This is a genomic window from Nocardia pseudovaccinii NBRC 100343, assembly GCF_001613225.1.
GTDB classification, from domain to species: Bacteria; Actinomycetota; Actinomycetes; order Mycobacteriales; family Mycobacteriaceae; genus Nocardia; species Nocardia pseudovaccinii.
Map to the genome: position 1 here is coordinate 21,209 of NZ_BDBY01000199.1, position 26,065 is coordinate 47,273.

Sequence of the window (26,065 nt, forward strand, 5' to 3'; positions counted from 1 at the left end):
AAGCGCATACCTGTCGGGGTCACAACGGCTACGTGCGACCAGTCCGCAATCGGAAGGCCACCACCGCGGCGATCAGTAGCACCGCCGCCGTGCCGATAGCCGCGGCGTGCACGCCCGAGACGAATGCTTCGTGCACCGAACTCAGAAATCCCTCCGCCACCGATTCCGGCAGCTGCCGAGCGAATTCGGTAGCGCCACCGAGGGATTCCGACGCCGCACCGACCTGCGCGCTCGGTACCTGGGACAGGTCGAGCCCACCGCGGAAAACCGCCATGGTCACGCTGCCGAGGACCGCGACCCCGAGTGCGATACCGCTCTCGTAGGCCGTCTCCGAAACCGCCGCGGCCGCACCGGCCCGCTCGGCCGGAGCCGAACTCACCACCAGATCCGACGAAACCGTCAGTGCCACACCGACACCCGCCCCGATGAGCAGGAACCCGAGAGTGAACGGCACCCTACTGGCCGCCGCATCCGGGCTCAGCCACAGGAACAGCGCCGCACCGACCGCGGCGAGCACCAGCGCACCACCGAGCACCTGTCCGGGACGCAGCACCCGCACCAACCACGCCGCCGCCAGCGAAGCGAATACGCTGGCCACGAGACCGGGCAGCAGGAGCAGTCCGGCCTGCATCGGCGAATGCCCGAGCACCAACTGCAGATACTGCGAACCGGAGAACAGCACACCGGCCAGTGCGAATACCGCGAGCAGATTGGTGAGCACCGCGGTGCGGAACCTGGGCAATGCGAACAGCTTCAGGTCGAGCATCGGATGCGCGAGACCGCGCTGCCTGCGCACGAACAGCACACCCGCGATCACGCCGATCGCTGCGAACACCAAGAGCCGCAGGCTCATACCGTGCGCCGCGGATTCCTTGACCGCATACGCCACCGGCACCATGGCCAGCATGGACAGCACCGCGCTCGCCAGATCGAAACGACCGGGCTTCGGGTCGCGGGATTCCGGAATCAGCACCGGGCCAACCGCGAGCAGCACCAGCATGACCGGCAGATTCACCAGGAATACCGAACCCCACCAGTAATGCTCGAGCAGCCAGCCGCCGAGCAGCGGACCGGCCGCAGCACCACCACCGGCCATCGCGGCCCAGACCGAGATGGCGACGGTGCGCTGTCGCGGATCCAGGAACATCGACCGGATCAGACCCAGCGTCGCGGGCATCAGGGTCGCACCGGCGACACCCTGCAGCACACGTGCGGCGATGAGCATCTCCGGATCGACCGACCAGGCGGCGAGCACCGAGGCGAGACCGAATCCGACGGCGCCGATCAGCAGCAACCTGCGCCGTCCGATCCGGTCACCCAGATTGCCCATGACGACGAGCAGTCCGGCCAGCACGAACGAGTACACGTCGATGATCCACAGCAGCTGCGGCGTGGTCGGCGCCAGTTCGGCGCTGATCGCGGGCACCGCGAGGTCGAGCACGGTCGCATCGACGGCGAGCAGCAGCAGGGCCAAGGCCAGTACCACCAGTCCGGCCCAATCACGCGCCGTGGCACGCGGCACCGACCCGGTGCCCTTCTCGATCTGTGTGGTCATCGCCTTCTCGACTTCCATCGCTGGGCGTTATTACCGTCCAGACGGTACAGTAGAACGACCTTACCGTCCAGCCGGTATAGTGACCGGAGTGACAGCGAACACCCGCGACCGGATCCTGGACGCACTCGAGACACTGCTGCTGGAAAAGGGCATGTCCCAGGTGACCCTGGAGAATGTCGCCGCGACCGCCGGGGTCTCCAAAGGCGGCCTGCTGTACCACTTCAAAAGCAAGGACGCCCTGCTCGCGGGGCTGGTGCGCCGACTGAGCGAACGCGCCGAAGAACAACTCGGCGCCGCCGTCGCCAAGGGCACCTCCGTGGCCGAGTGGTATCTGCAGACCCCGAATCCGAACAACACCTCGGACGCGCTCGAATTGACGCTCTACCGTTCGATGGTCGCGGCCATGCGCACCATCGACGCCAGCTCCGGCCCGGAAACCGACGAGGTGCAGCAGGCGCTGTCGGACATGATGGACGGCTGGTCGGACGGCCTGGACAAGGACATCGACGATCCGGTGCGGGCCGACATCATCCGTTTGGTCGGCGACGGCGTCTATCTGCGCGCGCTGCTCGGCCTTCCGCCGATCGACCCGACGCGATACCGGAAAGTCGTGCAACGACTGCTCGAGCGCTGAGCAGACGCACCATCCGTATGTTGCGCCCCGCCTGGCGGGTCGCCGACGGCTAGACTCGGCCGCGTGTTACCAGCCGCCGAGCCGGCCGGTGCCGTCGGGGCGGGGAACGATCCGGTGCCAACCTCCCCTGGAACGACGGTGCCGATCCGCCCACTGAGCTTTCGCGAACTGCTCGACGAGCCGTTCGCGCTGATCCAGGCGAATGTCGTCGTGCTGGCGGGCACGACCGCGATCGGACTCGTCATCGCCGAACTGCTGGTCGTCGCGATTACCGGCGGGATCTCCTATCTGACCGACGGCTCCGACGCGGGCACCGCGTGGGCGGCGATCCTGTCGACGGCCGCCGCCGCCTGGTTGCTGCGGTTCGTGCTACGCGGGGTGACGGTCGCCCTCGGACTCGCGACGGTCGCCGGATCGCCGATCGGCTGGCGCACGGCGCTGAGCCGGGTCGGTGCGGTCGCCGGGCCGCTGTTGGCCTTCCACGTACTGTTCTCGCTGGTCGGCATCGGCGTGCTGATCGTCGGCAGCCTGCTGATCATCACGTATCCGTTCGCGTTGATCTGGCTCGGCTATCTGCGGGCCGGACGGTTCGTCGCGGTGCCGGTGATCTTCGTCGAACGGACCACGCACGCCGGAGCGGTCGCGCGCTCGAAGCTGCTCGTCCAGGGTGCGCAGCCGTCGATAACCGGATTGTGGTTCGCCTGCCGCGCCCTGGTCGTCCTCGTCGGCGTGCCGCTGCTCGGCATTCCGTGGTACCTCTCGGATTTCACCGGCACTCATCGCTGGCAGGTCATCGTCCTGCTGTCGACGTCCGCGCTGTCGATCATCGCCTTCGGTGAGGTGGTCGAGTCGGCGACGCGGGTGGTCTCGTATGTGGATCGCCGATGCCGCCGCGAGGGGCTCGACATCCGCGTCCCCGGGACGGATAAACGATGACAGAACCCACAGCACCGCCACCACCACGACTCGGCCCCGCCGACGCCCACCGCGACGCCGCCGAAAACGCCGCACTGCACCGGGATTTCGACACCGCGCTACGCGAGCGGTTCCGCGCGGTACTACGCGGCCTGGAACAGCGCGGCATGCTGGAGGTCCGCCGCTCGCGGACCGCGCGGGAAACCGCCGACGACGCGACCACCACGCTGCCGCTCGAGGATGCGAGCGAATTACACCCGGCCGCACACAGTTTCGACGAGGTCGTGTACGGCGGCCGCCGCGCCACCGAGGACGAATACCGCCGCCTCGAATATGCCGACCGCTTCTCGCGCAGCGCCCCACCGCCCGCACCGGAACCGGTCGAAGCGACGATCACCGAGAAGACCAAGACCCGCCGACAACTTCCGCCGCTGCCGGACCTGCTGCGCAATCCGAAATTCTGGGCCGCGCTGCTGGCCGCCATCGCGCTGGTCGTGCTGCTGTACGCGGTGTTGAATTCGTGTGCCGCGCCCGCGCCGCATAAGCCGACACCGCCGGATATTCCGCCGCCCAAACCCCCCGAGCACCATCCGGATGACAACCGCGACGACTCCGGCTTCGGCGCGGGCCAGGACTCCATCTTCGGCAGGCTGCCCGCACCGGTCGCCTTCGGCGGCCTGCAATTCCTCATCGCCGCGGCTGTGCTGGTGTGGTGGCGGGCGCGTCGCCGCGGCGCGCTCGTCGGCGAACCGCGACCCGTGGAAGTGGCCGCGAACGAGCTGCTCGGCGGCCAGGCGGCGCTCTATCGCCGGTCGAAGGACCACGAACATGTCGCGGCCCGGCTGCGCGCCGCCACGCTGCGCCGCATCCGCCCAATGCTCGGCGTCGGCACCGATGTCACGCCGGACCGGCTTGTCGCGACCGTCGCCGCGCGTACCGGGGCCGATCCGGCCATGGTCGGCGCCGCGCTGTACGGACCGGTGCCCGATTCGAGCACCCTGCAACTCGTTGCCACACAACTCGAATGGATAGAGGCGGAGGTCGGATGACCAGCACGGACACCAACCACACCCCGACCGCCGAGGAGGCGGGCGCCGCATTCGCCGCACTGCGTGCCGAGATCGGCAAGGCGGTGATCGGCAACGACACCGCGATCATGTACCTGGTGCTCGCCCTGCTCTGCCGCGGCCATGTGCTGCTGGAAGGCGTTCCCGGCGTAGCGAAGACGCTGCTGGTCCGTGCGCTGGCGACGGCCCTGGATCTGGAACACGCCAGGGTCCAGTTCACCCCGGACCTGATGCCGGGCGATGTGACCGGTTCGCAGATCTACGATCCGCACACCACCGAATTCACCTTCCGGCACGGCCCGGTCTTCACCAATCTGCTACTCGCCGACGAGATCAACCGCACGCCACCGAAAACCCAATCGGCGCTGCTGGAATCGATGGAGGAGCGTCAGGTCTCGGTAGACGGCAAGCCGCAGCCGCTGCCGGACCCGTTCGTCGTGGTCGCCACCCAGAATCCGATCGAACAGGAGGGCACCTATCCGCTGCCGGAGGCGCAGCTGGACCGGTTCCTGTTCAAGGTCGATATCCAATTGCCCGGGCGCGACGACGAATTCCGCATTCTGCAGCGGCACGCGGGCGGCTTCGATCCGCGCGATCTGACCGCCGCTGGTCTGCGTCCGGTCGCGGGTCCGGCGCATATCGGCGCGGCGCGGGCGGCGATCACCCGGGTCACCATCAGTCCGGAAGTGCTCGCCTACACGGTGGATATCTGCCGGGCCACCCGCAACTCCCCGGCGGTCCAGCACGGCGCGTCCACCCGCGGCGCGACCGCGCTGATGGCGGCCTCGCGCGCGTTCGCCTGGCTGAACGGGCGTGGGTTCGTGACCCCGGACGATGTGAAATCGGTTGCGGTCGCGGTACTTCGGCATCGGCTGCATCTGCGGCCCGAGGCGGAGTTGGACGGTGTGACGACCGAGGGCGTCATGTCGTCACTGCTGCTTTCGGTTCCGGTTCCGGTGTAGCGCGTGGTCGTCACCGGTCGGCTCGCCCTGACGGCGGCGGTGCTCGCGCTGTTCGTCTGCTTCGTCATGCCGTCGTGGCTCGGTGTCGTCCTCATGTCGAGTGTGCTTGCCGCCCTTGTACTTTTCGATCTCGGCACAGTGGCGCGAGCGCGTGACCTCACGCTGGCCAGGGAGTCGTTGACCGTGATCCGGCTCGGGCGCGGCGCCGAGGTGGAACTCGACGTGGTGAACAGCGGAACCAGGACCGTGCGCGGACGGCTGTGGGACGACTGGCCCGGCAGCGCTCGCGCCGAAACCCGCACGCACCGACTGGATCTGCCGCCCAATACCCGCATGCGAGTACAAACCGCATTGACACCGACCTACCGCGGCGATCGAGTCGCCGGTCCGGTGACGGTGCGATTGTTCGGCCTGCTCGGTATGGCCGGATGGCAAACTCGCCACACCGTGCCCGCTCGGGTCCGGGCGCTGCCGGAATTCCGCAGCGAACGGCTGCTGCGCTCGAAAGTCAAACGGCTGCAACATCTCGAGGGCCGCAATGTCGCGAATATGCGCGGTCAGGGCACCGAATTCGATTCCTTCCGCGAGTATGTCGCCGGTGACGATGTGCGGGCCATCGATTGGCGCGCGACCGCCCGTGCCACCGATGTGCTGGTGCGCACCTGGCGTCCGGAACGCAACCGGCACATGCTGATGGTGCTCGACACCGGCCGGATCAGCGCGGGCCGCGTCGGCACCGGCACCCGGCTGGACGCGAGTGTCGAGGCCGCTCTGCTGCTCGGCGGATTGGCCGCGGCCGCAGGCGATTCGGTGGATTTGCTCGCTTACGACCGGCAGGTCCGCACCGAGGTCCGTGGTGTGGGCGGTCGCCGCCTGCAACTGAAACTCATGCACGCCATGGCGGGCGTCACCCCCGCACTGGTCGACACCGACAGCGCGGGCCTGGTCCGCGCTGCCATCCAGCGCGCCCGCCGTCGCAGTCTGGTCGTCTGGTTCACCAGTCTGGACGGGGCGGCCGTCGAAGAGAACCTGCTACCGGTCCTGCCGACCCTCGCCCAACGCCACCGCGTCCTGATCGTCTCGGTCACCGATCCCGATGTCGCCGCGGCCGCCACCAAACGCGACACCCTCGCCGACCTCTACCCCGCTGCCGCCGCCGAATCCCTGATCGCCGAACGCGCCCTGGTCCAGGAATCCCTGCGCCGCATGGGCATTGATGTGGTCGCGGCCTCCCCGGAGCGCCTCCCCGAAGCCCTTGCCGACGAATACCTGGAGCTGAAACAGTCCGGCACCATGTGACTCCACGATCGCTCGGCCGCGGACACGAAGTCGCCTCGGCATCGATGTCGATCCGGGAACACTGCATTATCCGGATTGCGAGCTCCCGCTCCGGGGCGAACAAGTCCTTGGCGAGCGAACGATCGCCCACGACCCTGCCCACAGACGGGCAATCAGAACCAGCCCGCCTACAAGCCAGGGTGCAGCGCCGACCATAGAAGCCACGAACACGCTCCTCAACCGCCAGCGAGTCGACGTTCCCCCAGCGCGGCGGTCGTGCAGCCCAGCTCGGGTCACCGCCGAACGACCGTGTTGCAGGTGGAGACTCAGCTCGCGCGGGCGATCGGCATCGGGCGCGGACCTGCCATCACCATCGGCGTGATCGGCGCGAGCGTGCGGCGTTGACGTTCGGCGATCACCGCGCCGAGGATCTGTACGGGCGGATACCCGGCAGGTACCGGGATCTGCAGGCGGTCACAGACGGCGAGGAGCAGAGTGTGGCCGAGGTTCGCCTGGGCGGCGGGGCTCAGGGTGTTGATGCGGGACAGGTACTGGCGTACCGCGAGTGCGAGATCCTCGGTGATGCCGGACAGGTCCAACTGCCCGGACCAGGCGACCAGCCACGGCGGTGCGACGGCCAGGAGCGGGAAGGGCACGCGGCGCTGGCTGTGCACGACAACGGTGCCCGCGAGCACATCGCCGACCCGGCGCGCATTCGGCGAACACATCGAGGTGATCACCCCGACCGCGCCGAATGCGCCCAACATCCAGAAGTCGACGATCACACCCGCCAGACCGCGGGTCAGGGCGTGGCGGAAATCGATCGGCCCGCCGTCACCGCGCACCACCCGCAGCCCGAGCATGAGCTTGCCGACGGTTCGTCCGCGCATGAGGGTTTCGCAGACCACCGGATAGCCGACCAGCGTCCCGACGATCGTGGTGATCGCCGCCGCGCTGTACCACGCCGAGTCGGCGCCGAAGTAGAGCAGCGCCACGCTGAGGCCGAGCATCAGCATGCTGCCCAGCATGAATTGCACCAGCACGTCCAAGAGGAACGCGGTGGCCCTGGTCGGGATCCGGGCGATCGGCAGCTCGAGTGCGACCGCTTCGCCGGTGGTGAATTCAGCCATGTCGATAGCATTCTTCCGACCGGCGGTATGGGAGGCAACCAATGGACGTAGATGCGTACAGCTACGCACAGCGAGGGGCATGGGATCGGCTGGCCCATCTGGCCGGGCGGCGCAAGCTCAGCGGCGCGGAGGCAGACGAACTCGTCGCGCTGTACCGGCGCACCTCACAGCAGCTTGCGCGGCTGCAATCGCACAGTCCGGATCCGGAACTCATCGCCGGACTCAGCGCACTGCTGACCAAGGCGCGCGGCCGGGTGCTGGGCACCAAGGGCGACGCATGGAGCCAGGTCGGCCGGTTCTTCACGCACCGCTTCCCCGCGACGCTGTATCGGGCGTGGCCGTGGTGGGTCGCGGTGGCGGCGGTCTTCATCATCGTCTCCACCGGTCTGGCCGTCTGGATCGCCGGTTCGGGTTCGGCGCGCGATCTGTTCGGCATCTCCGATCACAACGACTGGCTCACCGCACCCGGCGGCGAATTCGAGACCTACTACTCCGAACATCCGCACGACGCGTTCGCCGCGCAGGTGTGGACCAATAACGCATGGGTGACGGCGATGGTGCTGTTCACCGGGGTGCTGATCCTGCCCGCGGTGTACCTGCTGTTCGGAAACGCGCTCAATACGGCGGTGACCGGCGGGCTGATGGCCGATGCCGGTCGGCTCGATTCGTTCTTCGGATTCATCCTCCCGCACGGCACGCTCGAGCTGACCGCGATCTTCGTGGCGGGCGGGGTCGGCCTGAAGCTGGGCTGGACGCTGATCGATCCGGGAAGGTCGAGTCGGCTGGAGGCGGTCGCGCGCCAGGGCCGGGCCACCGCGACGGTCGCGCTCGGCCTGGTCGCGGTGCTGCTGGTCTGCGGGCTGCTGGAGGGTTTCGTGACACCGAGTTCGCTGCCCGTGCCGGTGAAGGTCGGCTTCGGATTCATCGCGGAGGCACTGTTTCTCGGCTACGTCTTCGTGGTGGGTCGCCGGGCCGCACTCGATCAGGACGCGCGAGCCGCCGCGGCACTGGGATTCGGTGGCGCTGAAGAGGATTCCGCGAAACGCTGGCAGACAACGCCGAGCACACGGTGAGTGAAATGGGTCCGGGCAATCGGTAGCAACGCTACGTAACGACCGAGATTCGAAGTCCCCCAATTGAGTTCCGCTGGCCGCAGCGAGTCCAGCTCAGCTGCGGCCAGCGTTACCGTCAACTCTACACAATCGTTATCCCGACGCAACCCTCCCCGCCGAGGTCAGGCGTATAAAGCAGCACCCCAGCAAACCCATGTGGGCACATCGTTTTTCAGTAGCCCAGCAAACTTTCGGCGGTCATTCGGCAGCCGAAACCAGACCTCGGAACCGACCTTCGGCGCGCGATCCCAGATCACGATCCAGAAACCGCCGGTGGTCGACAAACATTCTTCGAGCAATTAGCTGCATTGTTAACATAGAGTCCTCAATGGTGACAAAATGCCATTCGGACCTGCGCATTCACCGTCGGATAATTGGTGTTGCTGACAGTTGGATGAGGTAAAAGAAACTTCAGGTTGGTTTACTGCGTTATAAACGTGATCTACACCTAGTCGTAACCCTTCGGGGTGGACTTACATCCGGTCAAGATCATGATTAACCAGGTGCGCAAACGCAGTCGATGGAGTACCGAATCGGACCGCGGTCAGCACCACGGCCGCAACCATAACCGGCTCTGTGATCTCTGCCACCTTCCTCGCTCGACCTGGCCGGATCGGGCGAAAGCGTCAGTGCGACAGCCGAAACGCGGCCCCGCACTACGCATGCGGGGCCGCGTGACGTACGTCTCAGGCTTCGGCCAGACCGAGCCGCCCGTACGCCAATCGCAACGGCTTCGGCGCGTACCAAGCCGCCCGGCCGAGCAGGCGCATCGCGACCGGCACCAGCACGCCGCGCACGAGCGTCGCATCGATCAGAATCGCCAACCCGGCGCCGAGTCCGAAGAACTGGATGAACCGGACGTCACTGCTGGTGAAGGCCAGAAAGCTGATCGAAATCAGCGCCGCCGCGGTGGTTACCAAGCGTCCGGTGCGGGCCAGTCCCTCGACAACCGCTTCCTTCGTGGACGCACCGCGATCGTGCAGTTCCTTGATCCGGCTGATCACGAAGACCTCGTAGTCCATCGACAGTCCGAAGGTGATGCAGAACAGCAGCAGCAACATCGAAACATCCAGCGGCGCAGGGGTGAATCCGATCAGCCCGGACAGGTGCCCCTGCTGGAAGACGAACACCATCAGCCCGAGCGTGGCGGCCAGACTCAGCACATTCGACAGCAGTGCGCGCAGCGGCTGCACGATGCTGCCGGTGAACAGGAACAGCAGTACGAAGGTCGTCACGACGATCCACCCGATGGCGATCGGCAGTTTCGCGCCGATCGAGGCGAGGCTGTCGCGCAGTTCGGCCACCTGTCCGCCGACCAGCGCATTGGCACCGGCCGGACCGGGCACGTCACGCACGCGATCGACCAGATCGCGGGCAGCGGGCGAATTGCGGTCCAGATCGGTGAGCACGGTCAGGCGCTGCGCATCCGGGCGGGCGAACCGGGCATCGGCGGGTGTGCTCGCCGTCAGCTCGCCGTGGACGAACGTGCCCGCACTCGAATCGACCTGGGTGACATGCTCGACCCTGGACAGGCTGCGCGCGTAATCCGCGAGCGGCGCTGCGGCAACGCCCGTTTCGGTGACCACCGACAGCGCGTTGACATCGCCGCCGCCGAAATCGTCCCGCATCGCGTCACCGACCTGACGCACCTCGGTACTGGTCGGCAGCACCCGATCGTCGGGTGTACCGAACTGGACGTGCAACAGCGGTGCGGCGGCGAGCAGCAGCACCGCCACCACCGGCACACCCGCCAGTAGCGGCCGACGCATCGCGAATCCGGCCACTCCGGCCCAGAACGGCGTTGCGTCACCACGGATTCCACGGACACCGGGCACCCGCCAGGCATCGGTCCGCACGCCGAGCACCGCGAGCAGCGCGGGCAATACGACCACCGCGGCAATGGCGGAGATGGCGACCACGCCGATGCCGCCGTAGGCGAAGGACCGGAGGAAGTACTGCGGGAAGATCACCAGTGCGGACAGGGCCGCCACGACGGTGGCCGCACTGAAGGCGATGGTGCGTCCGGCCGTCGATACGGCAGCGATCACCGCATCGTCGGGTTCGGCTCCGGCCGCGCGGCGTTCACGGAAGCGGCTCACCATCAGCAGTCCGTAATCCACCGCCAGCCCGAGTCCGAGTCCGGTGGTCAGATTCACCGCGTAGATCGACACGTCGGTGATGGACCCCAGGATCGAGAGTTCGGTGAAGGTGCCGAGGATGGCGATCCCGCCGACCACCAGGGTGAGCAGCGCGGCGACCACATTGCCGAAGGCCAGCACCAGCAGCGCCAGAATCAGCGGCACCGCAACGGCTTCCGCGAGGCCGAGATCCTTGCCGATCTGCTTGGTGATCGAGTGGAAGATCGCGGTACCGCCACCGATCTTGATCTGTGCGACCGGTCCGTCGGCGCGGTAGGTCTCGACGATCGAGGCGGCGGACTTCTCCTTATCGGTGGCGTCCTTGTCGACATTGCCCGCCAGGACGACGGCCGCGGTTCCGTCCGCTGAGCGCATGGCCGGTGATCCGGTATCCCAATACGACACGACATTGGTCAGGCGCTGGTCAGCCGCGAGCCGCCGAGCCAGATCGCGGCCGATGGTGGCAACCGCGGTGCCGTCGACCGTCCCCTGTTCCGCCTCGATCAGGAAGACGTAGTCGGTGTCGGCGCCGAACTTATCGGCCAATTGGGTCAGCGCGGCACTGGATTGGGCATTGGGATCCTGCTGGCCGCCGGGCTGCATCTTGCTGAAGGCCGTCGCGCCGACCACACCGCCCGCAATGAGGGCGAGCACGCCGACGACCAGAATCCAGCGGGCGCGGTGGACAACGAATCTGCCGAGTGTTTCGAACATATCGGGTCTCCGATCGGGCATGTTGTCATGCGTAAACTTTGTGGGTGTTAACTTGCCACGCCATGTGTGCGGATGTCAACATCGATGCGATGACGGATTCGGAAACAGCAACGAAGCGTGCCACCCGCGACGGCCCGTATCACCACGGCGACCTGCGCAATGCCCTGGTGCGCGCCGCCGCCGAACTCGCCGAAACCGGCGGGCCGGAGGCGGTGACCGTGCGCGCGGCCGCCCGGCATGTCGGCGTCACGCCGACCGCGGCCTATCGGCACTTCACCAATCACGAGGAGTTGCTGAACGCGGCACAGGAACAGGCTCAGCACACCCTGTTCGGCGCAATGGCCGAGACGATGGCGAGCTTGGCGCCGCCCGCAGATGCGATCACCCGACTGGGCGCGGTGGGCCGGGGCTACATCACCTTCGCGCTGCGCGAACCAGGCCTGTTCCGCACCGCGTTCTGCGGCGATCAGATGCCTTCGCCCGCCTTCGATCTGCTGGCCGGACTCCTGGACGAACTCGTCGACGTCGGCTTCCTCGACCCGGCGGACCGACCGGACGCCGAATACGCCGCCTGGTCAACGGTGCACGGTATGGCCTCGCTGATCATCGACGGCGTACTCGACGACCTCGACGACGCGGCCAGGGATAGCGCGATTCACCGGGCCCTCACGGTGGTCGAACGGGGTTTGGCCACCGGACCGAATGCCCCCGACTTCAGCTGACGCGCAGGATTCCGGTGATCGTGCCCTGCAGGATCTTGCGGTCGTGCGTGATCAGCGGTGAGGTCTGCAGCGGGTCGTCGACGATGGTTCCGGCCAGCGGCCTATGCGAAATCACCGCGCCGGTATCAGGATTGACGACGGTGAACGCGTAGCCGTCGAGCGGGGTGGTGATGTCGAGTCCGATGCGCGTCACGGTGTAGATGGCGCCGTCGGCGGTGGACAGATGCGGAACGGCCGCGCTGCGAACGGTGTTCTCCCACACCGTATGGCAGCCGGTGTCGTCGACATCGACCCTGGTCATCCCGCCGACGAACGGCGCGGAGGCCGGAACGGCGGGACCTGCGCCCTCAGGGACCGTAGGGTACGGGTACCCGTACGTGCTAGCGACGAACAGGGACCGGCCGATACCGATCGGCGAGTTCTCACTGCCCGCACCACCACGGGTGAGCACCGGTTGCGAGCACACCAATTGTCCGGTGCCGGAACGGAAAACAAGTGCGTTGACCTGTCCGTCGGCATTGTCGACGATGGTCAGATATTCCGCGCCGGAGGTGGGCCCGAAGTAGGTCGGGGTGGAGCCGGTACCCCAGCTGAGTTGGCCGGGCTTGCGCGCCGATCCGCGATCGTAGGCCGCGCGCCACAGCACCTCCGGTCGCCCGGTGGCGTCGGCGCGCAACTCGTACAGCGCGTGCGTGGTGGCGACCGCGACCCGACCGCTCGGTGCCGACGAAATGCTGTTGGCCACCGACTCACCCGTGGGCAGCGCAACGGTCGCCGCCGCACCCGTGGGGGTCACCAGACCGACCAGACCCTTGCCGGTGGCGAACCAGACATTGCCGGACCAGTCCGGCACCAGCCCGGTCACGTTGTCGCCCACCGGAATTACCGAGCCGAGGTCGGTGGACGAATCGATCGACAGCCGCCATTTGCCAGCCGCGTCACGCGAGTGGCCGACGCGGAGCAGAGTGCGGTTACCGTCCACGATGACCAGGCGGTCGGCATTGTCGAGATAGGCATACACACCGCCGAGCAGGCTGCCCTTGGCGATCTCGAGCGAAGCCAGCGGCGTGCCCACCGGACCGGCGAAGGACGCATCGAGCAGATCGATGGTCGGAGTCTGGCCGATCACGGGTGTGCACAGCGCGACGACCAGATTGTCCGACCCTTGCAGCAGCGTCGGACATGCCGAAGCCAATGGATGCCCGGCCACCGAAATCCCGCCGGTGCCGGGCCCGGCCAGCGGCGTCGCATCCGACGATCCGGCATCACCGTGCATGGTCGCGGTGCCGAGCGGCCCGAGGTACGGATTCGGCGGCGCCAGCGGACCCCACGATCCCGCCGCCTCGGCAGTACCGATCGGCGCGAGCGCCAAGACGGCGGCGGCAAGGAGTGCCAGCGGTGATCGCATCAGGTCAGCTCGCTCCCCCGCCTCCCCGCGCCTTTTGCCGATCGCCGAGAGCCACGCCGATGCCGTCGCGGACCGGCGGTCACGTGTGAGTCGAGTTCTGGACGTACCCGACGAGTTACCCATGTTCATACGAAATCAGTGGTCCATCTGGCATGTCTTGCCGGGTCCGATTCGGAATGTCGGTCGATACTATGAGCGCTGTGAACGGAATCCGGACCCGCGTGCTGTCCACGATTGCCGGTCAACTCGGCAATCCGCACGGAACGCTCGGCAAGGGCTTCGCCGTCATGCTCAATCGCGGTAATAAGCGCGCCATCGCGGGCGCGGTCGATGCGGCCGATATCGCCGCGGGCGCGACGGTCGGATTCGGCGGTGGCGCAGGACTTTCGATGCTGCTCGAGCGGGTCGGCACGAACGGGACGGTGCACGGTTTCGAGATCTCGCCGAGCATGTTGACCAGGGCGAAGTCGAAGTTCGCCGCGGAAATCGGTACGGGCCGAATGCAACTCGCGCCTGGCTCGATGACCGATCTGCCGCTGTCCGATGACGCACTCGATTCCGCCATCACCGTCAACACCGTCTACTTCGTGCCGGATCTGGCCGCCGCGTTTGCCGAACTCGTGCGCGTCGTGCGTCCCGGTGGCAGCCTCGTCGTGGGTATCGGCGATCCGGACGTGATGGCGAAAATGCCGTTCACCGCATACGGTTTCACGCTGCGGCCGGTGGCCGGGGTAATCGCCGCGCTGGAAGGCGCGGGCTGCACCGTCGACCATAAGCAACTGGCCGATCCACCGATTCCGCATCACCTGCTCGTCGCCCGACCCGCCTGACTACATCAGTGCGCCGCCGTCGATGCGGATCTCCGTGCCGGTCATATAACGACCGTCATCGGAGGCGACCATGGCGACCACACCGGCGATATCCTCCGGACTGCCGAGCGCACCGCCGTTGAGCCAGCCGGTCATGCGCGCGAACAACTTCGGATCGAAGCCCTCCGGCTGATCGAGGATGGACTTGGTGGTGATCCCACTGGTGATGCCCGCGGGCACGATGTTCACCGCGCGCAGCCCCTGCTTGGCGTATTCCAGCGCGATCGCGTGCGTGAAGGCATTGACGCCGCCCTTCGACGCCGCATACGACGCCAGATAGGGCGCGGCGCTGAAGGCCGCGGTCGAGGAGAGGTTCACCACGACGCCGTGGCCGGACTCCAACAGCGCGGGCAGCGCACTCTGGGTCATCAGGAAGGTCCCGGTGAGATTGACCCCGATCACCTGGTTCCACACCTCGAGCGGCATCTCCTCGGTGCGCGCGGGCCGCAGAATCCCCGCCGCGTTCACCAGCACATCCAGGCCGCCGAGGAATTCGACCGCTTCGCCCGTCGCGGCGCGCACCGACTCGATATCGGCGATATTCACCTGCACGGTGCGCACCCGCTCGGCCGCGTCACCCGCCTTGGCCGCGGTGTTCTCCAGACCGGCCGCATCGATATCGGCGGCGACCAACGTCGCCCCCTCATCGAGCAGCCGCAGGGCGATCCCCTGCCCGATACCCGATCCTGCTCCGGTGACCAATACGCGGCGGCCGTCAAATCTACGCATGCCAAAAATTAGAACAGGTTCTCATTAGGAGTCAACAGGTTCTGGCGGAACCGAGGTCAGGAGGCGGTGTTCTCGCGGACTGTCTCGAGGTATTCAGCGATGGCATCGCGGTTGCGCGACAAGCAGCGGATGCGGTCGGACATGCGGTCGCGTTCGCGCTCCAGGGTGGCCAGCATTTCCGGGGTCGCGTCCGGGAAGTAGATGGTGCGCGGCTTGTCCAGGCAGGGCAGGATCTGCTTGATGATGCGGGTCGGCAAGCCCGCGTCGAGCAGGCCGCGGATCTGCAGGACCCGGTCGACGAAGCGGTCGTCGTAACTGCGATAGCCATTGGCGCACCGGTCGGCGACGATGAGACCCTGTTCCTCGTAGTAGCGCAGCAGCCGCCGCGAGGTGCCGGTGCGCTCCGACAGTTCTCCGATTCGCATTGGATTCCACCTCTGGTTTGACCTTCACATGTATGTGATGGTTCGAGCATAGGCGGCATGGACAACGCACTCTTCGACTACAGCCCGATCGTCGACCGCGCACCGATTCGGTGGCCCGGCGATGCCCGCGTCGCGTTCTATGTCGGGCTGAATATCGAGCACTACCAGGTGGACCGACCCTCGACCAGCATCTTCCAGGGCACCGCCGCCCTCACCCCGGATCCGTTGAATTACGGCTGGCGTGACTACGGCCCCCGGGTCGGCATCTGGCGGGTGATGCAGGCACTGGACAAGTGCGGCATCCGCGCCAGCGCCCTGCTCAACTCCGATGTCGCACACCATAATCCGCAGATCATCGCTGCCGGGCGGGAGCGGAACTGGACCTGGTTGGCGCACGGCAAGAACAACTCGATCTTCCAGGCCGATATGTCGATCGACGACGAGCGCGCCTACCTCACCGATATCGTCGAAACCATCGAGCGCGCGACCGGCCGCCGCCCGCGCGGCTGGATGGGGCCCGCACTCACCGAGACCTTCCACACCCCGGAACTGCTCGCCGAACTCGGCCTCGACTATGTCCTGGACTGGACCAATGACGATCAGCCGTATCGACTCAATGTGCCCGGGGTGCTGAGCGTTCCGTACTCGGTCGAACTCAACGACATCGGCCTGTTCCTCGGAACCGGTTTGCGCGGTGCGGATTTCGTGCAGATCGTCAAGGACCAGTTGGACCGGCTCCATGACGAGTCCGGCCGTGTCATGGCTCTTGCGCTGCACCCCTTCGTCATCGGCCAGGCCTTCCGCATCAAATATCTGGAGCAGGCCTTGGATTATGTGGCGAACCATCCGGGTGTCTGGCTCGCCACCAGCGACGAGATCGCCGATGCCGCAGCTGTGTGAAAGCTATTGCGAGCAGCGCCGCCGAGGACCATGATTCACCTATGAGTAAGGTAACCCTAACTACCGAGCTGCCGATCGGCGCCGAGGTGGCATGCGCACTGGCACGGACGCCGGAGTTGTTCGCCTACGTTGTGGCACCGATCCTTTCGGTGCCACAACTGCAAATCCCGGACCACGTCGAACCGGGCGCCCAGGGTTCCGCCCGCCTCTGGTGGTTCGGCATCATCCCCTCCTGGCGTCATCACCTGCGTCTGATGCGGCTCGATGCCCGCGAGATCTACACCAACGAATGGGGCGGTCCCGTCCGCACCTGGAACCACCGCCTCACCTTCGAGCCGATCACCGAATCCAGCTGCCGCTACACCGACGAAATCGAAATCGAGTCCGGTCTGCGCGGCGCCCCGACCCGCATTTTCGTCCACCTGATGTTCCGCCATCGCCACCGCCGCTGGCACCAACTCGCCACCGTCCTCGCCAACGGCGCTGTCGAGCTCAGGGCCCCGGCGCGCGATCACTGACTACGACTGTTCTACGGAGTCGAGGTTCGGCGCCCGGTAGGCGAATGACGGGGCGTGTTCAGGACGGAGGCCGATGCCGCCGAGGTAGGCGGTGAGGCCGCGCAACGCCGGGATGCGCCGCAATGCTCGCAACGGCATCGGGAGGCGGCGCTCGTCGAGGGTCCCGGCCAGGGCGGGACGCAGCAGCAGGTCGTGTTCGCCGCGTTGGGACCGTTGCGCCACAATGGTCGGCAGTGATCTGCGGCGTTGGACCCGCGCGAGATCGCGGGTGGTCAACTGTCCGCGCCGCAGCGGTTCGGCAAGGATGCGTGCGGTGGCGACGGCATCCTGGACGGCCAGATTGACGCCGACGCCACCGACCGGCGACATCGTGTGGGCCGCGTCGCCGATACACAGCACGCCGTCGCCGTACCAGCGGCGCAGCCGATTCATCTCGGCGCGAAGCAGTTTCACCTCGTCCCAGGACCGCACCGTTGCCACCTGCTGCTCCGGCCAGCCGAACATCTCGGCCAGTCGGATTCGGAATTCCGCGATATCCCGCGCACGCAGCCGCTCATCGGCACCCTTCTCGATCAGATATGACGTCTGGAAATAATCACCGCGGTCCATGGTGACCGCGACCTGCCCGTCGCCGAACCGGCCGAACACTTCACCGGTGCGGGCATTGTCGTGCTTGGGAATTCGTACCTGCCACACGTCCATCGGGATAGCGAAGTCGACCACAGCCAGTCCGGCCTCGCGGCGTACGGCCGACCATCGGCCGTCGCAACCGACGGTCAGTTCGGCAGCGAGTTCGCAGTCCGCGCCATCGGCGTCGCGGTAGTACACCCCGGTCACGCGTCCCGAGCCGTTGCGACGCAACCCGGTAACAGTGCTGTCCATGCGCAGCGTGAACGACGGTTCTTCGGCCGCGGCGGTGGCGAGCAAATCCAGGAAGTCCCATTGGGGAACCATGGCGATGTACTTGTGCCGCCCCGGGATTCGGCGGAAATCGGCCAGTACGGTCGTGGTGCTGCCGATCTGGATGCGCATCTGCTCGAGCCGCTCGGCGCGCAGCCGAGCGAAACGGGCACCGAGTCCGAGTTCATCGAGCAATCGCAAGGTCGACGGATGCACCGTGTCACCCCGGAAGTCCCGCAGGAAATCACGATGCTTCTCCAGCACCGTCACCTCGACACCGGCGCGAGCCAGCAGTAGGCCCAACATCATTCCGGCCGGGCCACCACCGGCGACAACGCACTGTGTTCGCTCCGTCATGCGGCCACGCTAACAGAAACTTAGATACTGTCTAAGTTTGTATTCTGTGTAACAATCGTCACTGTGAGCGAGCCTCTCGGACTGCGGGAACAGAAGAAACGCCGCACCAAGCAGGCGCTGGTCGAGGCCGCACTGCGGCTGTTCAGCACGAAGGGCTACGACCACACGACGGTGGCGGAGATCGCCGCGGCCGCCAACGTGTCCTATGCGACGTTCTTCAACTACTTCACGGCCAAGGATGAGGTGATCTTCGCCGACGACGATCTGTACGAAGGACTGCTGCGGGAGGCGTTCGACATCCGTGCGCCGCACGATCGCCCCGCCGACCTGCTCCTGCGGGTCCTCGGGCAGCTCAGCGGCGCGGCGGCGTGGAGCTTCCCACTCGACCATGAACTCACCCGGGTACGAGCCCGCTTGATCGCCGAGGTCCCGGCCCTGCGCGCGGGCGCGCTGCTACGCAATGCCGCTCTGCAACAACAACTCGCGGTTGCCCTGCGAACGGCATATCCGGATGACATCGACACCGTGCAGGCGGCGGCACTCACCGGCGCATTGGTCGGAGCGGTCGATGCCGTACTGAATTCGGTTGCCGCACATGGTGCTGCGCCGGAATCGGTCTCCGCCGTCGTCGACGAAGCGGCCAGGATCGCACTGCGCGGTCACCTGTCGGATGATCGCACCGGCTGAAGGCTGGTGTGGACGAGGGCGGCGGTCAGTAATGCCGCGCCGACCAGACCGGTTGGGGTCAGCCGCTCACCGAGAATTGCGGCGGCCAAGATCGTGCTGGTCAGCGGTTCGAGCAGGGCCAGCACCGCGGCTGTGCCCGCACCGACTTCGGAGAGGCCGCGCAGGTACAGCGTGTATGCCACGGCGGTGGATATCAGCCCGAACACGATCACCAGGACAACGCTGCGTGGCGTCGGGTGGAAGGTGAGTCCGGATATCGCCGCGAGCGGCGTCAGCAGCACGGCACCGCCGGTGACGGCGAAACCCGTTGTGGTGATCACGTCGAGGCCGGGCACCGGACGGGCGCTGATCAGGGTGAGGGTCGCGAAGGCGCAGGCGGATACCAATGCCATTGCGGCACCGGCGAATATCCCGCCGGATGCCGCGTCATCGGCGGGCGCGCCGACCAACAGGATCACCCCGAACACCGCGATTCCGATCGTCGCCACGCGCCGACGATCGAGGAACCGCCTGCCGGTCAGATGTTCCAGCAGCGAGACGACCACCGGTGACATTCCGAGGGTGACCAGCGTCGCCAGGCTCACCGACGAGGCCGCGACCGAACCGAAGTAGCTCGCCTGAATGATCGCGACAAGGACCGCGACCACACCGATCCTGCGCCAGGCCGAGGTGTCCCGCGGCAACGGCCGCCGCGTCACGGTCAGCAGAGCGATCAGCAACAGCCCGCCGACGGCGAGGCGGCAGGCGGCGACGGATACCGGCGAAAGACCGGTCGCACGAAGCAGCATGATGCCGAGTAGCCCGCCGGTCCCCGCCGACAGTCCGGCGCCGACAAGGCAGACCAACCCGAATCGGCTGGCCGTGGATATAGCAGTGGACATTCGCGCTCCTGCGACAGAAATGGATTGGGGTCGCGGAAGCGAGGTGCACAACCGAATTCACCTGCCGGATAGGACGCGCGGTCCCGCACCTCGCTCAGGAGGCCGGTGGCGGGACGATCAGGAACAGTCGGTGCACCCGACCGATACTAAAGACCGCCCGGACAAGCTGTCATTCGATTTTCTAGCGGGCTACGAGTCATCACGGTGCCCGATCACGGCAAACCCTTGGCATTTGCCTACGCGCGATCGGCTATTGCTGCGGTAACGGCATGGCGGTTCGCCTAGCACGGTCGTCACCCCGGACACTGCTGGATATCGGCTGAGGTCACGGGCAGTATGAGGAGGTATGACGGTCCCCACGGGTATCCGACCTCGCCCCCTGCCACGCCCACGCGGCGCCCTGTCCGAGGCGGTGGTAGGGCTGCTGCGCGGAATACCTGGCAAACCCGTGCCGAAGGCCCGATCGCTCGACCCGTACAGCGAGGATCTGCAGCTTGCGCTGCACACCTGCTATGAGCTGCACTATCACGGATTCGCGGCGGTGGACCCGGAATGGGAATGGGATCCCGGATTGCTGGCCCTGCGAGCCGCCATGGAGACCGTATTCCTGGACGCTATGCGTACGGAGGTATCGGGAGGCGATGATCTCGAATCGGAGCTAGACGCACTTCTGGTGACCCCGATCGAATCCACCGGTCCGTCCCGATTCCTCCGAGACGAGGGCCAATGGTGGCAAATGCGGGAGTATTTCGTGCACCGGTCGATCTATCACCATAAAGAGGCCGACCCCTACGCCTGGGTGATCCCGCGCCTGCGCGGACAGGCCAAAGCTGCTTTGGTCGCGGTGGAATTCGACGAATTCGGCGGCGGTCGCGGTGAACGCATCCACGCGCGACTTTTCGCCGATCTGATGGCGGGCGCGGGCCTCGATGCCGAATATCTGCATTACCTGGATGCTGTCCCGGAACCGATGCTTTCCCTGGTGAACATGATGTCGCTGTTCGGCTTACATCGGTCGCTGCGCGGTGCGCTGGTCGGACATTTCGCGACTGTCGAAATCAGCTCGTCACCGGCGTCGTCACGCCTGGTCGACGCCCTGCGACGACTCGAAGCGGACCCGGCCTGCGTGCGGTTCTACCAGGAACACGTGGAAGCCGATGCGGTACACGAACAATTGATGCGCGCAGATGTGATCGGTGACCTGATCGCGCACGAGCCCGCGCTGGCGAAGTCCATGGTCCTGGGCATTCAAGTCACAAATATGTTGGAGGACCGCTTCGCCGACCATATCTTCGAAGCCTGGCGTGCCGGACGCAGCTCCCTGCTGCCCGGCGCCGATGTTTAGGACGGTCCGAACGGATAATCCGGAGAATATGATGTTGGTCCGCGCTCCCGGCGTCTATCGAGTCCAGCACGACACGCGGTTGCTCATACGCGCACTGTCGCAGGCGCGTATCCCGCACGGCGGTCGCGTACTGGATATCGGCACCGGCACCGGGGCGCTCGCCGTCGCCGCCGCCCACCATGGTGCCCGCACCATCACCGCGGTCGACGTTTCCCGCCGCGCGGTGGCCACCGCATGGTTGAACTGCCGACTGCGCGGCCTGACCGTCCGAGCCCTGCACGGCGATTTCGAGGCGATACTCGGAACCGATCGCTTCGATCTCGTCCTCGCCAACCCGCCCTACGTTCCCGCTCCTCGTAGCGCTCCCGATCGCGGCGCAGCCAGGGCCTGGAACGCGGGAGAAAAGGGCAGGGCCTTTTTGGATCGCCTGTGCGCGATGATGCCGCACCTGCTCGAATCCGGCGGCGTCGCGCTGACCGTGCATTCGTGCCTGTGCCATCCCGATACGACCGTTGCCCAACTCCGCGAGGGCGGACTCGAGGCCGCCGTCGTGGCGCGCTCGTCGGTGCCGTTCGGTCCCGTCATGCGCGAACTGACCCCGTGGCTGACCTCGACCGGCCTGATCGAGCCCGGCCAGAACCGAGAAGATCTGGTGGTGATCCGTGCCGACAAACCCCGACCGTGAACCCCGGCGGATCCGGCTCACGACCGATGGCCCCGCCCTCATCGAAGGGCCGGTCGAAGTCGTCACCCCGGACGGACGGACCATTCACTGCGACCGAGTCGTCGTCGCGCTGTGTCTGTGCCGCCGTTCGTCGCACTACCCGTTGTGCGACACCAGCCATCGCAAGCACCGACGACACGAACCCTGATACGGGAACTCAATGTCGGTACCCGGAGGCCTGAGTGGTCTCGTCGGCCACCCGGACGCCGTAGTGGTAGGCGAGCTTGCCGCCGAGATAACCCGAGACGCCCAGCACCGCGAGGGCGATGATCGACAACACCAACTGGCCCATCGGCACGGCGCCATCCGGTCCGTCACCGGACTGCCGCCACCAGAAGTCGATGGCGAAGGCGGCCGTCACGATCAGATTCAGGCTCATGTGCACAAGGCCGGTGCGAAACGCCGAGGTGCCGGTCGGGATCGCCAGCAGATCCAGCAGACCGACCACGGCCGCGACCAGCGCGCCGAGCACACCGACCGCGATGAGCCATGCCGAGCCGCGGGCGAGTGACTGCGGGTCGCCCGCGATATGCGAGGCGATATCGAATACCAAGCTCGCCACCCATGCCCCGATCGGCACCGTTACGAGGATCGGATGGAACGGATGCCCGTACGGACCGGCCAGCATCGCGCTGACCGGGCGCTTGGCCTGTTGCATGTCACCGGTCACGACAACCTCCTAGCGCCGCTCGATCGAGTGGGACCACTCGGCCACACCGATCGCATACCCACTCGGTTTCGACCGACACGCCGACACGGAGGTACGGATCGGCCGCCCGACCACCACACCCGGCCGCACTCACCAAACCCGCTGACGCACAAGGAAAAACCCAGCAGACGACAAAAAGCCGCAGACCCGAGAAAATTCTCTGATCTGCGGCTTTCCGCATATCTGTGGGCGAAGGGGGACTTGAACCCCCACGTCCCGAAGGACACTGGCACCTGAAGCCAGCGCGTCTGCCATTCCGCCACTCGCCCGAGCGACTGGGAGACAGTATCACGCAGGTCGGCGAGACACGAAATCGCCTGTTGACGGCACTCGAGTGCGGTCCGGACAGGCGCGGGAACCCAGGCTGGCTTCCGGGAGTTACAGGTGTGGACGATCGTGGATATCATGCAATGAACGTGGTCGATACGCGACACGCCATATCCGCGTGTCGTTGTTATGAATAAACAGACACGCACCGAAGGGAGGCCGAGATGGGCATCGTTTCTCGATTCGAGCGTCGCCTGCAAGGCGCCGTCGGTGACGTGTTCGCCAGAGCCTTCGGGGGCAGTGTCGTTCCCCAGGAGGTGGAAGCGGCACTCAAGCAAGAAGCCGCCGACAATATCCAGGATCTGGGTGGCGGACATCTGTTGGCGCCCAACAGTTATGTGATCACCATCAACACCTCTGATCACCAACAACTCGACGCCGACCACGACCTCACCACCCGCGCGTTCGCCAAACACCTTCAGGACTACATCCGCGAGCAAGGCTGGCAGACCTACGGCGAAGTACACGTGGCATTCGAGGCATCACCTACGCTGCACACCGGACAGTTCAGGGCCAGCGGTCGGGTCGATCCCGACATCGGCCGCAGAGCCACCGCGGCTCGCAGCCCCGAACCCACGCCACAACGACCTGCACACCCGCAACCAGGAGCTGGCCCCATGACGCAGAACTCAGGCTACGACCCAAGCCGTGAGCCCGCGGAGTCCGATCCACGCAACCGCGGGTACGCACCGCCGCCTGCGGGGCGGCCCGGGCCGCCGAACGGTGCGTACCGCGACGACTACGGCCGGGGCGGCGCGCCCTACGGCGGTGGCTCCGACTACCAGGCGCCGGACTCGCAGCAGGGTTACGGCGACTATCAGAACGGCTACGACTACCAGCAGGGTGGCCAGGGCTACGGCCAGCAGGCCTACCAGGAGCCCGGTTACGGACAGCAGGGCTACGGCGAGCGCGGCGGCTACGGCCAGCAGCAGGGTGGCTACGCCGACCAGGACTACGGCCAGCAGGGCTACCAGGAGCCCGGTTACGGGCAGCAGGGCTACGGCGAACAGGGCTACGGACAGCAGGGCTACGGACAGTCCGGCTATGGCGAGCAGGGCTATGCCGACCAGGGCGGTTACGGTCAGCAGCCGGGCTACGGCCAGCAGGGCTACGCGCAGTCCGGCTACGGCGAACAAGGCTACGCGGAACCGGGTTACGGCGAGCAGGGCTACGCCGCGCCCGAGGAGCAGGGCGGCTACGGCCAGGCCTACTCGCAACAGCCCGGCTACGGCGCCCAGGGCGGCGGCTACCAGGCCCCCGCGCCCGCGTATGGCGGTGGCGCACAAGCCGGTTCGGGCTACTCCGCGACGCTGCAGCTCGACGACGGCAGCGGCCGCACCTACCAGCTCCGCGAGGGCAGCAACATCATCGGCCGCGGTCAGGACGCGCACTTCCGGCTGCCGGATACCGGAGTTTCGCGCAGGCACATCGAAGTTCGCTGGGACGGGCAGACCGCGATGCTCTCGGATCTGGGTTCGACCAACGGCACGCTCGTCAACGGCTCCCCGGTTCAGGACTGGCAGTTGGCCGATGGCGACGTTATCCGCGCCGGGCACTCCGAGATCCTGATCCGTATCGTCTGATCCCGTAAGCTCGCGGTGCAGGTCACGACATGGCGTACAGGGATTCTGCGGCCGTATCGTGATCGAACTCGACCCACGGCCCTATGATGCTGCCAACACACGCGCGTCGCCAGGACCGGGGCTCGCGAAACCAGCAGGCCGGTGGGGGCGAACTCGCACCTACGGCACCGACGTACACGGTCGAACAGGAGGTGGAGCGCCGTGCAGGGACTGATCCTGCAATTGACCCGTGCGGGGTTCCTGCTGCTGTTGTGGTTATTCGTGTGGGCGGTATTGCGCACCCTGCGCAGCGACATCTACGCGGCATCCGGCATCCGGATCCAGCCCAGGGCCGCACGCGGTTCCGCGGTGCTGCCGTCTTTCAGCCGAGGCCAGAAGGGCGCCAAATTTCTTGTGGTGACTCAAGGTTCACTCGCCGGCACTCGCATCTCGCTCGGCACCCAACCGGTGCTGATCGGACGTGCGGACGACTCAACGCTGGTACTCACCGATGATTACGCCTCCACCAGACATGCGCGGCTCTCACCGCGTGGTGACGACTGGTACGTCGAAGACCTCGGCTCGACGAACGGCACCTACCTCGACCGTGCGAAAGTCACCACCGCAGTCCGAGTTCCACTCGGAACCCCCGTCCGTGTCGGCAAAACAGTGATCGAGCTGCGATCGTGACACTTGTTCTCCGCTACGCAGCGCGCAGCGACCGCGGTCTTGTCCGAGGCAACAACGAGGACTCCGTCTACGCGGGCGCACGGCTGCTCGCACTAGCCGACGGTATGGGCGGCCACGCCGCAGGCGAGGTGGCATCGCAGTTGATGATCGCCGCGCTGGCCCATCTCGACGACGACGAGCCCGGCGACGATCTGCTCGGCAAGCTCAATACCGCCGTCCACGAGGGCAATGGCGCCATTGCCGATCACGTCGAGGAAGAGCCCGAACTCGACGGCATGGGCACCACGCTCACCGCAATCCTGTTCGCGGGCAAGAAACTCGGCCTGGTCCACATCGGCGACTCGCGCGCATATCTGCTGCGCGGCGGCGAGCTGGCGCAGATCACCCGGGACGACACCTTCGTCCAGTCGCTGGTCGACGAGGGCCGGATCACGCCCGAGCAGGCGCATACCCATCCGCAGCGCTCGCTGATCATGCGCGCCCTCACCGGCAACGAGATCGAGCCGACGCTGATCATGCGCGAGGCCAGGGCTGGCGATCGCTATCTGCTGTGCTCCGACGGACTCTCCGATGTGGTCAGTGATGAGACCATCGCCAACACCATGCGCGAGGGCAGCACCGACGAGTGCGCCGATCGTCTCATCGAACTCGCCTTGCGCAGCGGCGGCCCGGACAACGTCACCGTGGTCGTCGCCGATGTCATCGATCTGGACTACGGGCAGAGCCACCCGATCGTCGCGGGCGCGGCCTCGGGTCAGGACGAGGACAGCCCGCCGCCGAATACCGCCGCCGGTCGGGCCGCTGCGA

26 protein-coding genes and 1 tRNA gene are annotated in these 26,065 nt (G+C 66.5%); 17 read left to right on the plus strand and 10 right to left on the minus strand.

Going from position 1 to position 26,065, the window contains the following annotated elements:
- Nucleotides 1-28: 28 nt before the first annotated feature.
- The gene (locus tag NP3_RS25400) at nt 29-1,555 is read right to left on the minus strand and encodes an MFS transporter (RefSeq protein WP_063044140.1); all 1,527 of its coding nucleotides are present in this window, start codon (nt 1,553-1,555) and stop codon (nt 29-31) included.
- Between the two features lie 88 nt (nt 1,556-1,643).
- Here NP3_RS25400 and NP3_RS25405 point away from each other — a divergent pair, with 88 nt between their 5' ends.
- The 5 genes from NP3_RS25405 (at nt 1,644) to NP3_RS25425 (ending at nt 6,432) form a co-directional block, all read left to right on the plus strand.
- The gene (locus NP3_RS25405) at nt 1,644-2,189 is read left to right on the plus strand and encodes a TetR/AcrR family transcriptional regulator (protein WP_063044115.1); all 546 of its coding nucleotides are present in this window, start codon (nt 1,644-1,646) and stop codon (nt 2,187-2,189) included.
- A 114-nt stretch (nt 2,190-2,303) separates the two neighbouring features.
- Nucleotides 2,304-3,125: a hypothetical protein gene (locus tag NP3_RS25410; protein ID WP_157124542.1), complete on the plus strand. Its 822-nt coding sequence runs from the start codon at nt 2,304-2,306 to the stop codon at nt 3,123-3,125.
- On the plus strand, nt 3,122-4,153 hold the full coding sequence (locus NP3_RS25415; RefSeq protein ID WP_063044116.1) for a DUF4129 domain-containing protein: 1,032 nt from the start codon (nt 3,122-3,124) through the stop codon (nt 4,151-4,153). Before NP3_RS25410 ends, NP3_RS25415 begins: the two co-directional genes overlap by 4 nt.
- Entirely contained in the window at nt 4,150-5,133 is a 984-nt protein-coding gene (locus NP3_RS25420; RefSeq protein ID WP_063044117.1) for an AAA family ATPase, read from the plus strand. The genes NP3_RS25415 and NP3_RS25420 overlap by 4 nt, the downstream gene beginning before the upstream one ends.
- A gap of 3 nt (nt 5,134-5,136) precedes the next feature.
- On the plus strand, nt 5,137-6,432 hold the full coding sequence (locus NP3_RS25425) for a DUF58 domain-containing protein (protein WP_063044118.1): 1,296 nt from the start codon (nt 5,137-5,139) through the stop codon (nt 6,430-6,432).
- A 305-nt stretch (nt 6,433-6,737) separates the two neighbouring features.
- Here the strand turns inward: NP3_RS25425 and NP3_RS25430 are convergent, their stop codons facing one another.
- Nucleotides 6,738-7,541, minus strand: coding sequence for an RDD family protein (locus NP3_RS25430; protein WP_063044119.1), 804 nt, complete (start codon nt 7,539-7,541; stop codon nt 6,738-6,740).
- 41 nt (nt 7,542-7,582) lie between these two features.
- On the opposite strand from NP3_RS25430, the gene NP3_RS25435 reads away from it, so the two are divergent.
- A complete protein-coding gene (locus tag NP3_RS25435) occupies nt 7,583-8,614 on the plus strand; it encodes a stage II sporulation protein M (RefSeq protein ID WP_063044120.1) in 1,032 nt (343 codons plus the stop codon).
- Nucleotides 8,615-9,339: 725 nt separating this feature from the next.
- Here the strand turns inward: NP3_RS25435 and NP3_RS25440 are convergent.
- Nucleotides 9,340-11,526 (minus strand): MMPL family transporter, encoded by a 2,187-nt coding sequence (locus tag NP3_RS25440; protein ID WP_245721104.1) that lies wholly within the window; start codon nt 11,524-11,526, stop codon nt 9,340-9,342.
- Nucleotides 11,527-11,594: 68 nt separating this feature from the next.
- On the opposite strand from NP3_RS25440, the gene NP3_RS25445 reads away from it, so the two are divergent.
- Nucleotides 11,595-12,227 (plus strand): TetR/AcrR family transcriptional regulator, encoded by a 633-nt coding sequence (locus NP3_RS25445; protein ID WP_063044142.1) that lies wholly within the window; start codon nt 11,595-11,597, stop codon nt 12,225-12,227.
- On the opposite strand, the gene NP3_RS25450 is transcribed toward NP3_RS25445, so the two are convergent.
- Nucleotides 12,220-13,635 (minus strand): hypothetical protein, encoded by a 1,416-nt coding sequence (locus tag NP3_RS25450; protein WP_063044122.1) that lies wholly within the window; start codon nt 13,633-13,635, stop codon nt 12,220-12,222. The genes NP3_RS25445 and NP3_RS25450 overlap by 8 nt on opposite strands.
- Nucleotides 13,636-13,826: 191 nt before the next feature.
- Between NP3_RS25450 and NP3_RS25455 the strand changes: the two genes are divergently transcribed.
- Entirely contained in the window at nt 13,827-14,465 is a 639-nt protein-coding gene (locus NP3_RS25455) for a class I SAM-dependent methyltransferase (RefSeq protein WP_157124543.1), read from the plus strand.
- Here the strand turns inward: NP3_RS25455 and NP3_RS25460 are convergent, their stop codons facing one another.
- Nucleotides 14,466-15,233, minus strand: a complete 768-nt coding sequence (locus NP3_RS25460; protein WP_063044124.1) for an SDR family NAD(P)-dependent oxidoreductase — start codon at nt 15,231-15,233, stop codon at nt 14,466-14,468. It lies immediately after the preceding gene.
- Between the two features lie 56 nt (nt 15,234-15,289).
- A complete protein-coding gene (locus NP3_RS25465; protein WP_063044125.1) occupies nt 15,290-15,658 on the minus strand; it encodes a MerR family transcriptional regulator in 369 nt (122 codons plus the stop codon).
- Nucleotides 15,659-15,715: 57 nt separating this feature from the next.
- On the opposite strand from NP3_RS25465, the gene NP3_RS25470 reads away from it, so the two are divergent.
- Nucleotides 15,716-16,558, plus strand: a complete 843-nt coding sequence (locus tag NP3_RS25470; RefSeq protein WP_063044126.1) for a polysaccharide deacetylase family protein — start codon at nt 15,716-15,718, stop codon at nt 16,556-16,558.
- 41 nt (nt 16,559-16,599) lie between these two features.
- Nucleotides 16,600-17,076: an Rv1443c family protein gene (locus NP3_RS25475; protein WP_063044127.1), complete on the plus strand. Its 477-nt coding sequence runs from the start codon at nt 16,600-16,602 to the stop codon at nt 17,074-17,076.
- On the opposite strand, the gene NP3_RS25480 is transcribed toward NP3_RS25475, so the two are convergent.
- Nucleotides 17,077-18,333 carry an FAD-dependent oxidoreductase gene (locus NP3_RS25480; RefSeq protein ID WP_084508962.1) on the minus strand — a complete coding sequence of 419 codons (1,257 nt, stop codon included), beginning with the start codon at nt 18,331-18,333 and terminating at the stop codon, nt 17,077-17,079.
- A 63-nt stretch (nt 18,334-18,396) separates the two neighbouring features.
- On the opposite strand from NP3_RS25480, the gene NP3_RS25485 reads away from it, so the two are divergent.
- Complete coding sequence (locus NP3_RS25485; RefSeq protein ID WP_063044129.1) at nt 18,397-19,020, plus strand: TetR/AcrR family transcriptional regulator; 624 nt, start codon at nt 18,397-18,399, stop codon at nt 19,018-19,020.
- Here the strand turns inward: NP3_RS25485 and NP3_RS25490 are convergent.
- A complete protein-coding gene (locus NP3_RS25490) occupies nt 18,993-19,901 on the minus strand; it encodes a DMT family transporter (protein ID WP_063044130.1) in 909 nt (302 codons plus the stop codon). The two genes, NP3_RS25485 and NP3_RS25490, sit on opposite strands and share 28 nt — an antisense overlap.
- A gap of 346 nt (nt 19,902-20,247) precedes the next feature.
- On the opposite strand from NP3_RS25490, the gene NP3_RS25495 reads away from it, so the two are divergent.
- From NP3_RS25495 to NP3_RS25505, 3 genes are read left to right on the plus strand one after another with little or no spacing between them, the layout of a single operon-like run.
- A complete protein-coding gene (locus NP3_RS25495; RefSeq protein ID WP_063044131.1) occupies nt 20,248-21,246 on the plus strand; it encodes an iron-containing redox enzyme family protein in 999 nt (332 codons plus the stop codon).
- Between the two features lie 28 nt (nt 21,247-21,274).
- Complete coding sequence (locus NP3_RS25500; protein WP_063044132.1) at nt 21,275-21,931, plus strand: HemK2/MTQ2 family protein methyltransferase; 657 nt, start codon at nt 21,275-21,277, stop codon at nt 21,929-21,931.
- On the plus strand, nt 21,909-22,118 hold the full coding sequence (locus tag NP3_RS25505) for a CDGSH iron-sulfur domain-containing protein (RefSeq protein WP_063044133.1): 210 nt from the start codon (nt 21,909-21,911) through the stop codon (nt 22,116-22,118). The genes NP3_RS25500 and NP3_RS25505 overlap by 23 nt, the downstream gene beginning before the upstream one ends.
- Nucleotides 22,119-22,127: 9 nt before the next feature.
- On the opposite strand, the gene NP3_RS25510 is transcribed toward NP3_RS25505, so the two are convergent.
- Together NP3_RS25510 and NP3_RS25515 are read right to left on the minus strand one after the other, a co-directional pair.
- Nucleotides 22,128-22,640 carry a DUF2231 domain-containing protein gene (locus NP3_RS25510; protein ID WP_245721105.1) on the minus strand — a complete coding sequence of 171 codons (513 nt, stop codon included), beginning with the start codon at nt 22,638-22,640 and terminating at the stop codon, nt 22,128-22,130.
- A gap of 225 nt (nt 22,641-22,865) precedes the next feature.
- Nucleotides 22,866-22,948, minus strand: a tRNA-Leu gene (locus tag NP3_RS25515).
- A 222-nt stretch (nt 22,949-23,170) separates the two neighbouring features.
- Between NP3_RS25515 and NP3_RS25520 the strand changes: the two genes are divergently transcribed.
- The 3 genes from NP3_RS25520 to NP3_RS25530 all read left to right on the plus strand — a co-directional run.
- The gene (locus NP3_RS25520; RefSeq protein WP_063044134.1) at nt 23,171-24,589 is read left to right on the plus strand and encodes an FHA domain-containing protein; all 1,419 of its coding nucleotides are present in this window, start codon (nt 23,171-23,173) and stop codon (nt 24,587-24,589) included.
- 201 nt (nt 24,590-24,790) lie between these two features.
- Complete coding sequence (locus tag NP3_RS25525; RefSeq protein ID WP_014980860.1) at nt 24,791-25,258, plus strand: FHA domain-containing protein FhaB/FipA; 468 nt, start codon at nt 24,791-24,793, stop codon at nt 25,256-25,258.
- Nucleotides 25,255-26,065 (plus strand): PP2C family protein-serine/threonine phosphatase (locus NP3_RS25530; protein WP_169814581.1); only part of this gene is annotated, 811 nt, incomplete at its 3' end. The genes NP3_RS25525 and NP3_RS25530, both read left to right, overlap by 4 nt.

Excerpts from the sequence above, each read along its gene's own strand:
- NP3_RS25460 (WP_063044124.1), bottom strand. The coding sequence starts at position 15,233 with ATGCGTAGATTTGACGGCCGCCGCGTATTGGTCACCGGAGCAGGATCG.
- NP3_RS25420 (WP_063044117.1), top strand. The coding sequence starts at position 4,150 with ATGACCAGCACGGACACCAACCACACCCCGACCGCCGAGGAGGCGGGC.
- NP3_RS25500 (WP_063044132.1), top strand. The coding sequence starts at position 21,275 with ATGATGTTGGTCCGCGCTCCCGGCGTCTATCGAGTCCAGCACGACACG.
- NP3_RS25455 (WP_157124543.1), top strand. The coding sequence starts at position 13,827 with ATGAGCGCTGTGAACGGAATCCGGACCCGCGTGCTGTCCACGATTGCC.
- NP3_RS25445 (WP_063044142.1), top strand. The coding sequence starts at position 11,595 with ATGACGGATTCGGAAACAGCAACGAAGCGTGCCACCCGCGACGGCCCG.
- NP3_RS25435 (WP_063044120.1), top strand. The coding sequence starts at position 7,583 with ATGGACGTAGATGCGTACAGCTACGCACAGCGAGGGGCATGGGATCGG.
- NP3_RS25450 (WP_063044122.1), bottom strand. The coding sequence starts at position 13,635 with ATGCGATCACCGCTGGCACTCCTTGCCGCCGCCGTCTTGGCGCTCGCG.
- NP3_RS25415 (WP_063044116.1), top strand. The coding sequence starts at position 3,122 with ATGACAGAACCCACAGCACCGCCACCACCACGACTCGGCCCCGCCGAC.
- NP3_RS25480 (WP_084508962.1), bottom strand. The coding sequence starts at position 18,333 with ATGACGGAGCGAACACAGTGCGTTGTCGCCGGTGGTGGCCCGGCCGGA.
- NP3_RS25490 (WP_063044130.1), bottom strand. The coding sequence starts at position 19,901 with ATGTCCACTGCTATATCCACGGCCAGCCGATTCGGGTTGGTCTGCCTT.
- NP3_RS25400 (WP_063044140.1), bottom strand. The coding sequence starts at position 1,555 with ATGACCACACAGATCGAGAAGGGCACCGGGTCGGTGCCGCGTGCCACG.
- NP3_RS25495 (WP_063044131.1), top strand. The coding sequence starts at position 20,248 with ATGACGGTCCCCACGGGTATCCGACCTCGCCCCCTGCCACGCCCACGC.
- NP3_RS25465 (WP_063044125.1), bottom strand. The coding sequence starts at position 15,658 with ATGCGAATCGGAGAACTGTCGGAGCGCACCGGCACCTCGCGGCGGCTG.
- NP3_RS25475 (WP_063044127.1), top strand. The coding sequence starts at position 16,600 with ATGAGTAAGGTAACCCTAACTACCGAGCTGCCGATCGGCGCCGAGGTG.
- NP3_RS25470 (WP_063044126.1), top strand. The coding sequence starts at position 15,716 with ATGGACAACGCACTCTTCGACTACAGCCCGATCGTCGACCGCGCACCG.
- NP3_RS25520 (WP_063044134.1), top strand. The coding sequence starts at position 23,171 with ATGGGCATCGTTTCTCGATTCGAGCGTCGCCTGCAAGGCGCCGTCGGT.
- NP3_RS25430 (WP_063044119.1), bottom strand. The coding sequence starts at position 7,541 with ATGGCTGAATTCACCACCGGCGAAGCGGTCGCACTCGAGCTGCCGATC.
- NP3_RS25440 (WP_245721104.1), bottom strand. The coding sequence starts at position 11,526 with ATGCCCGATCGGAGACCCGATATGTTCGAAACACTCGGCAGATTCGTT.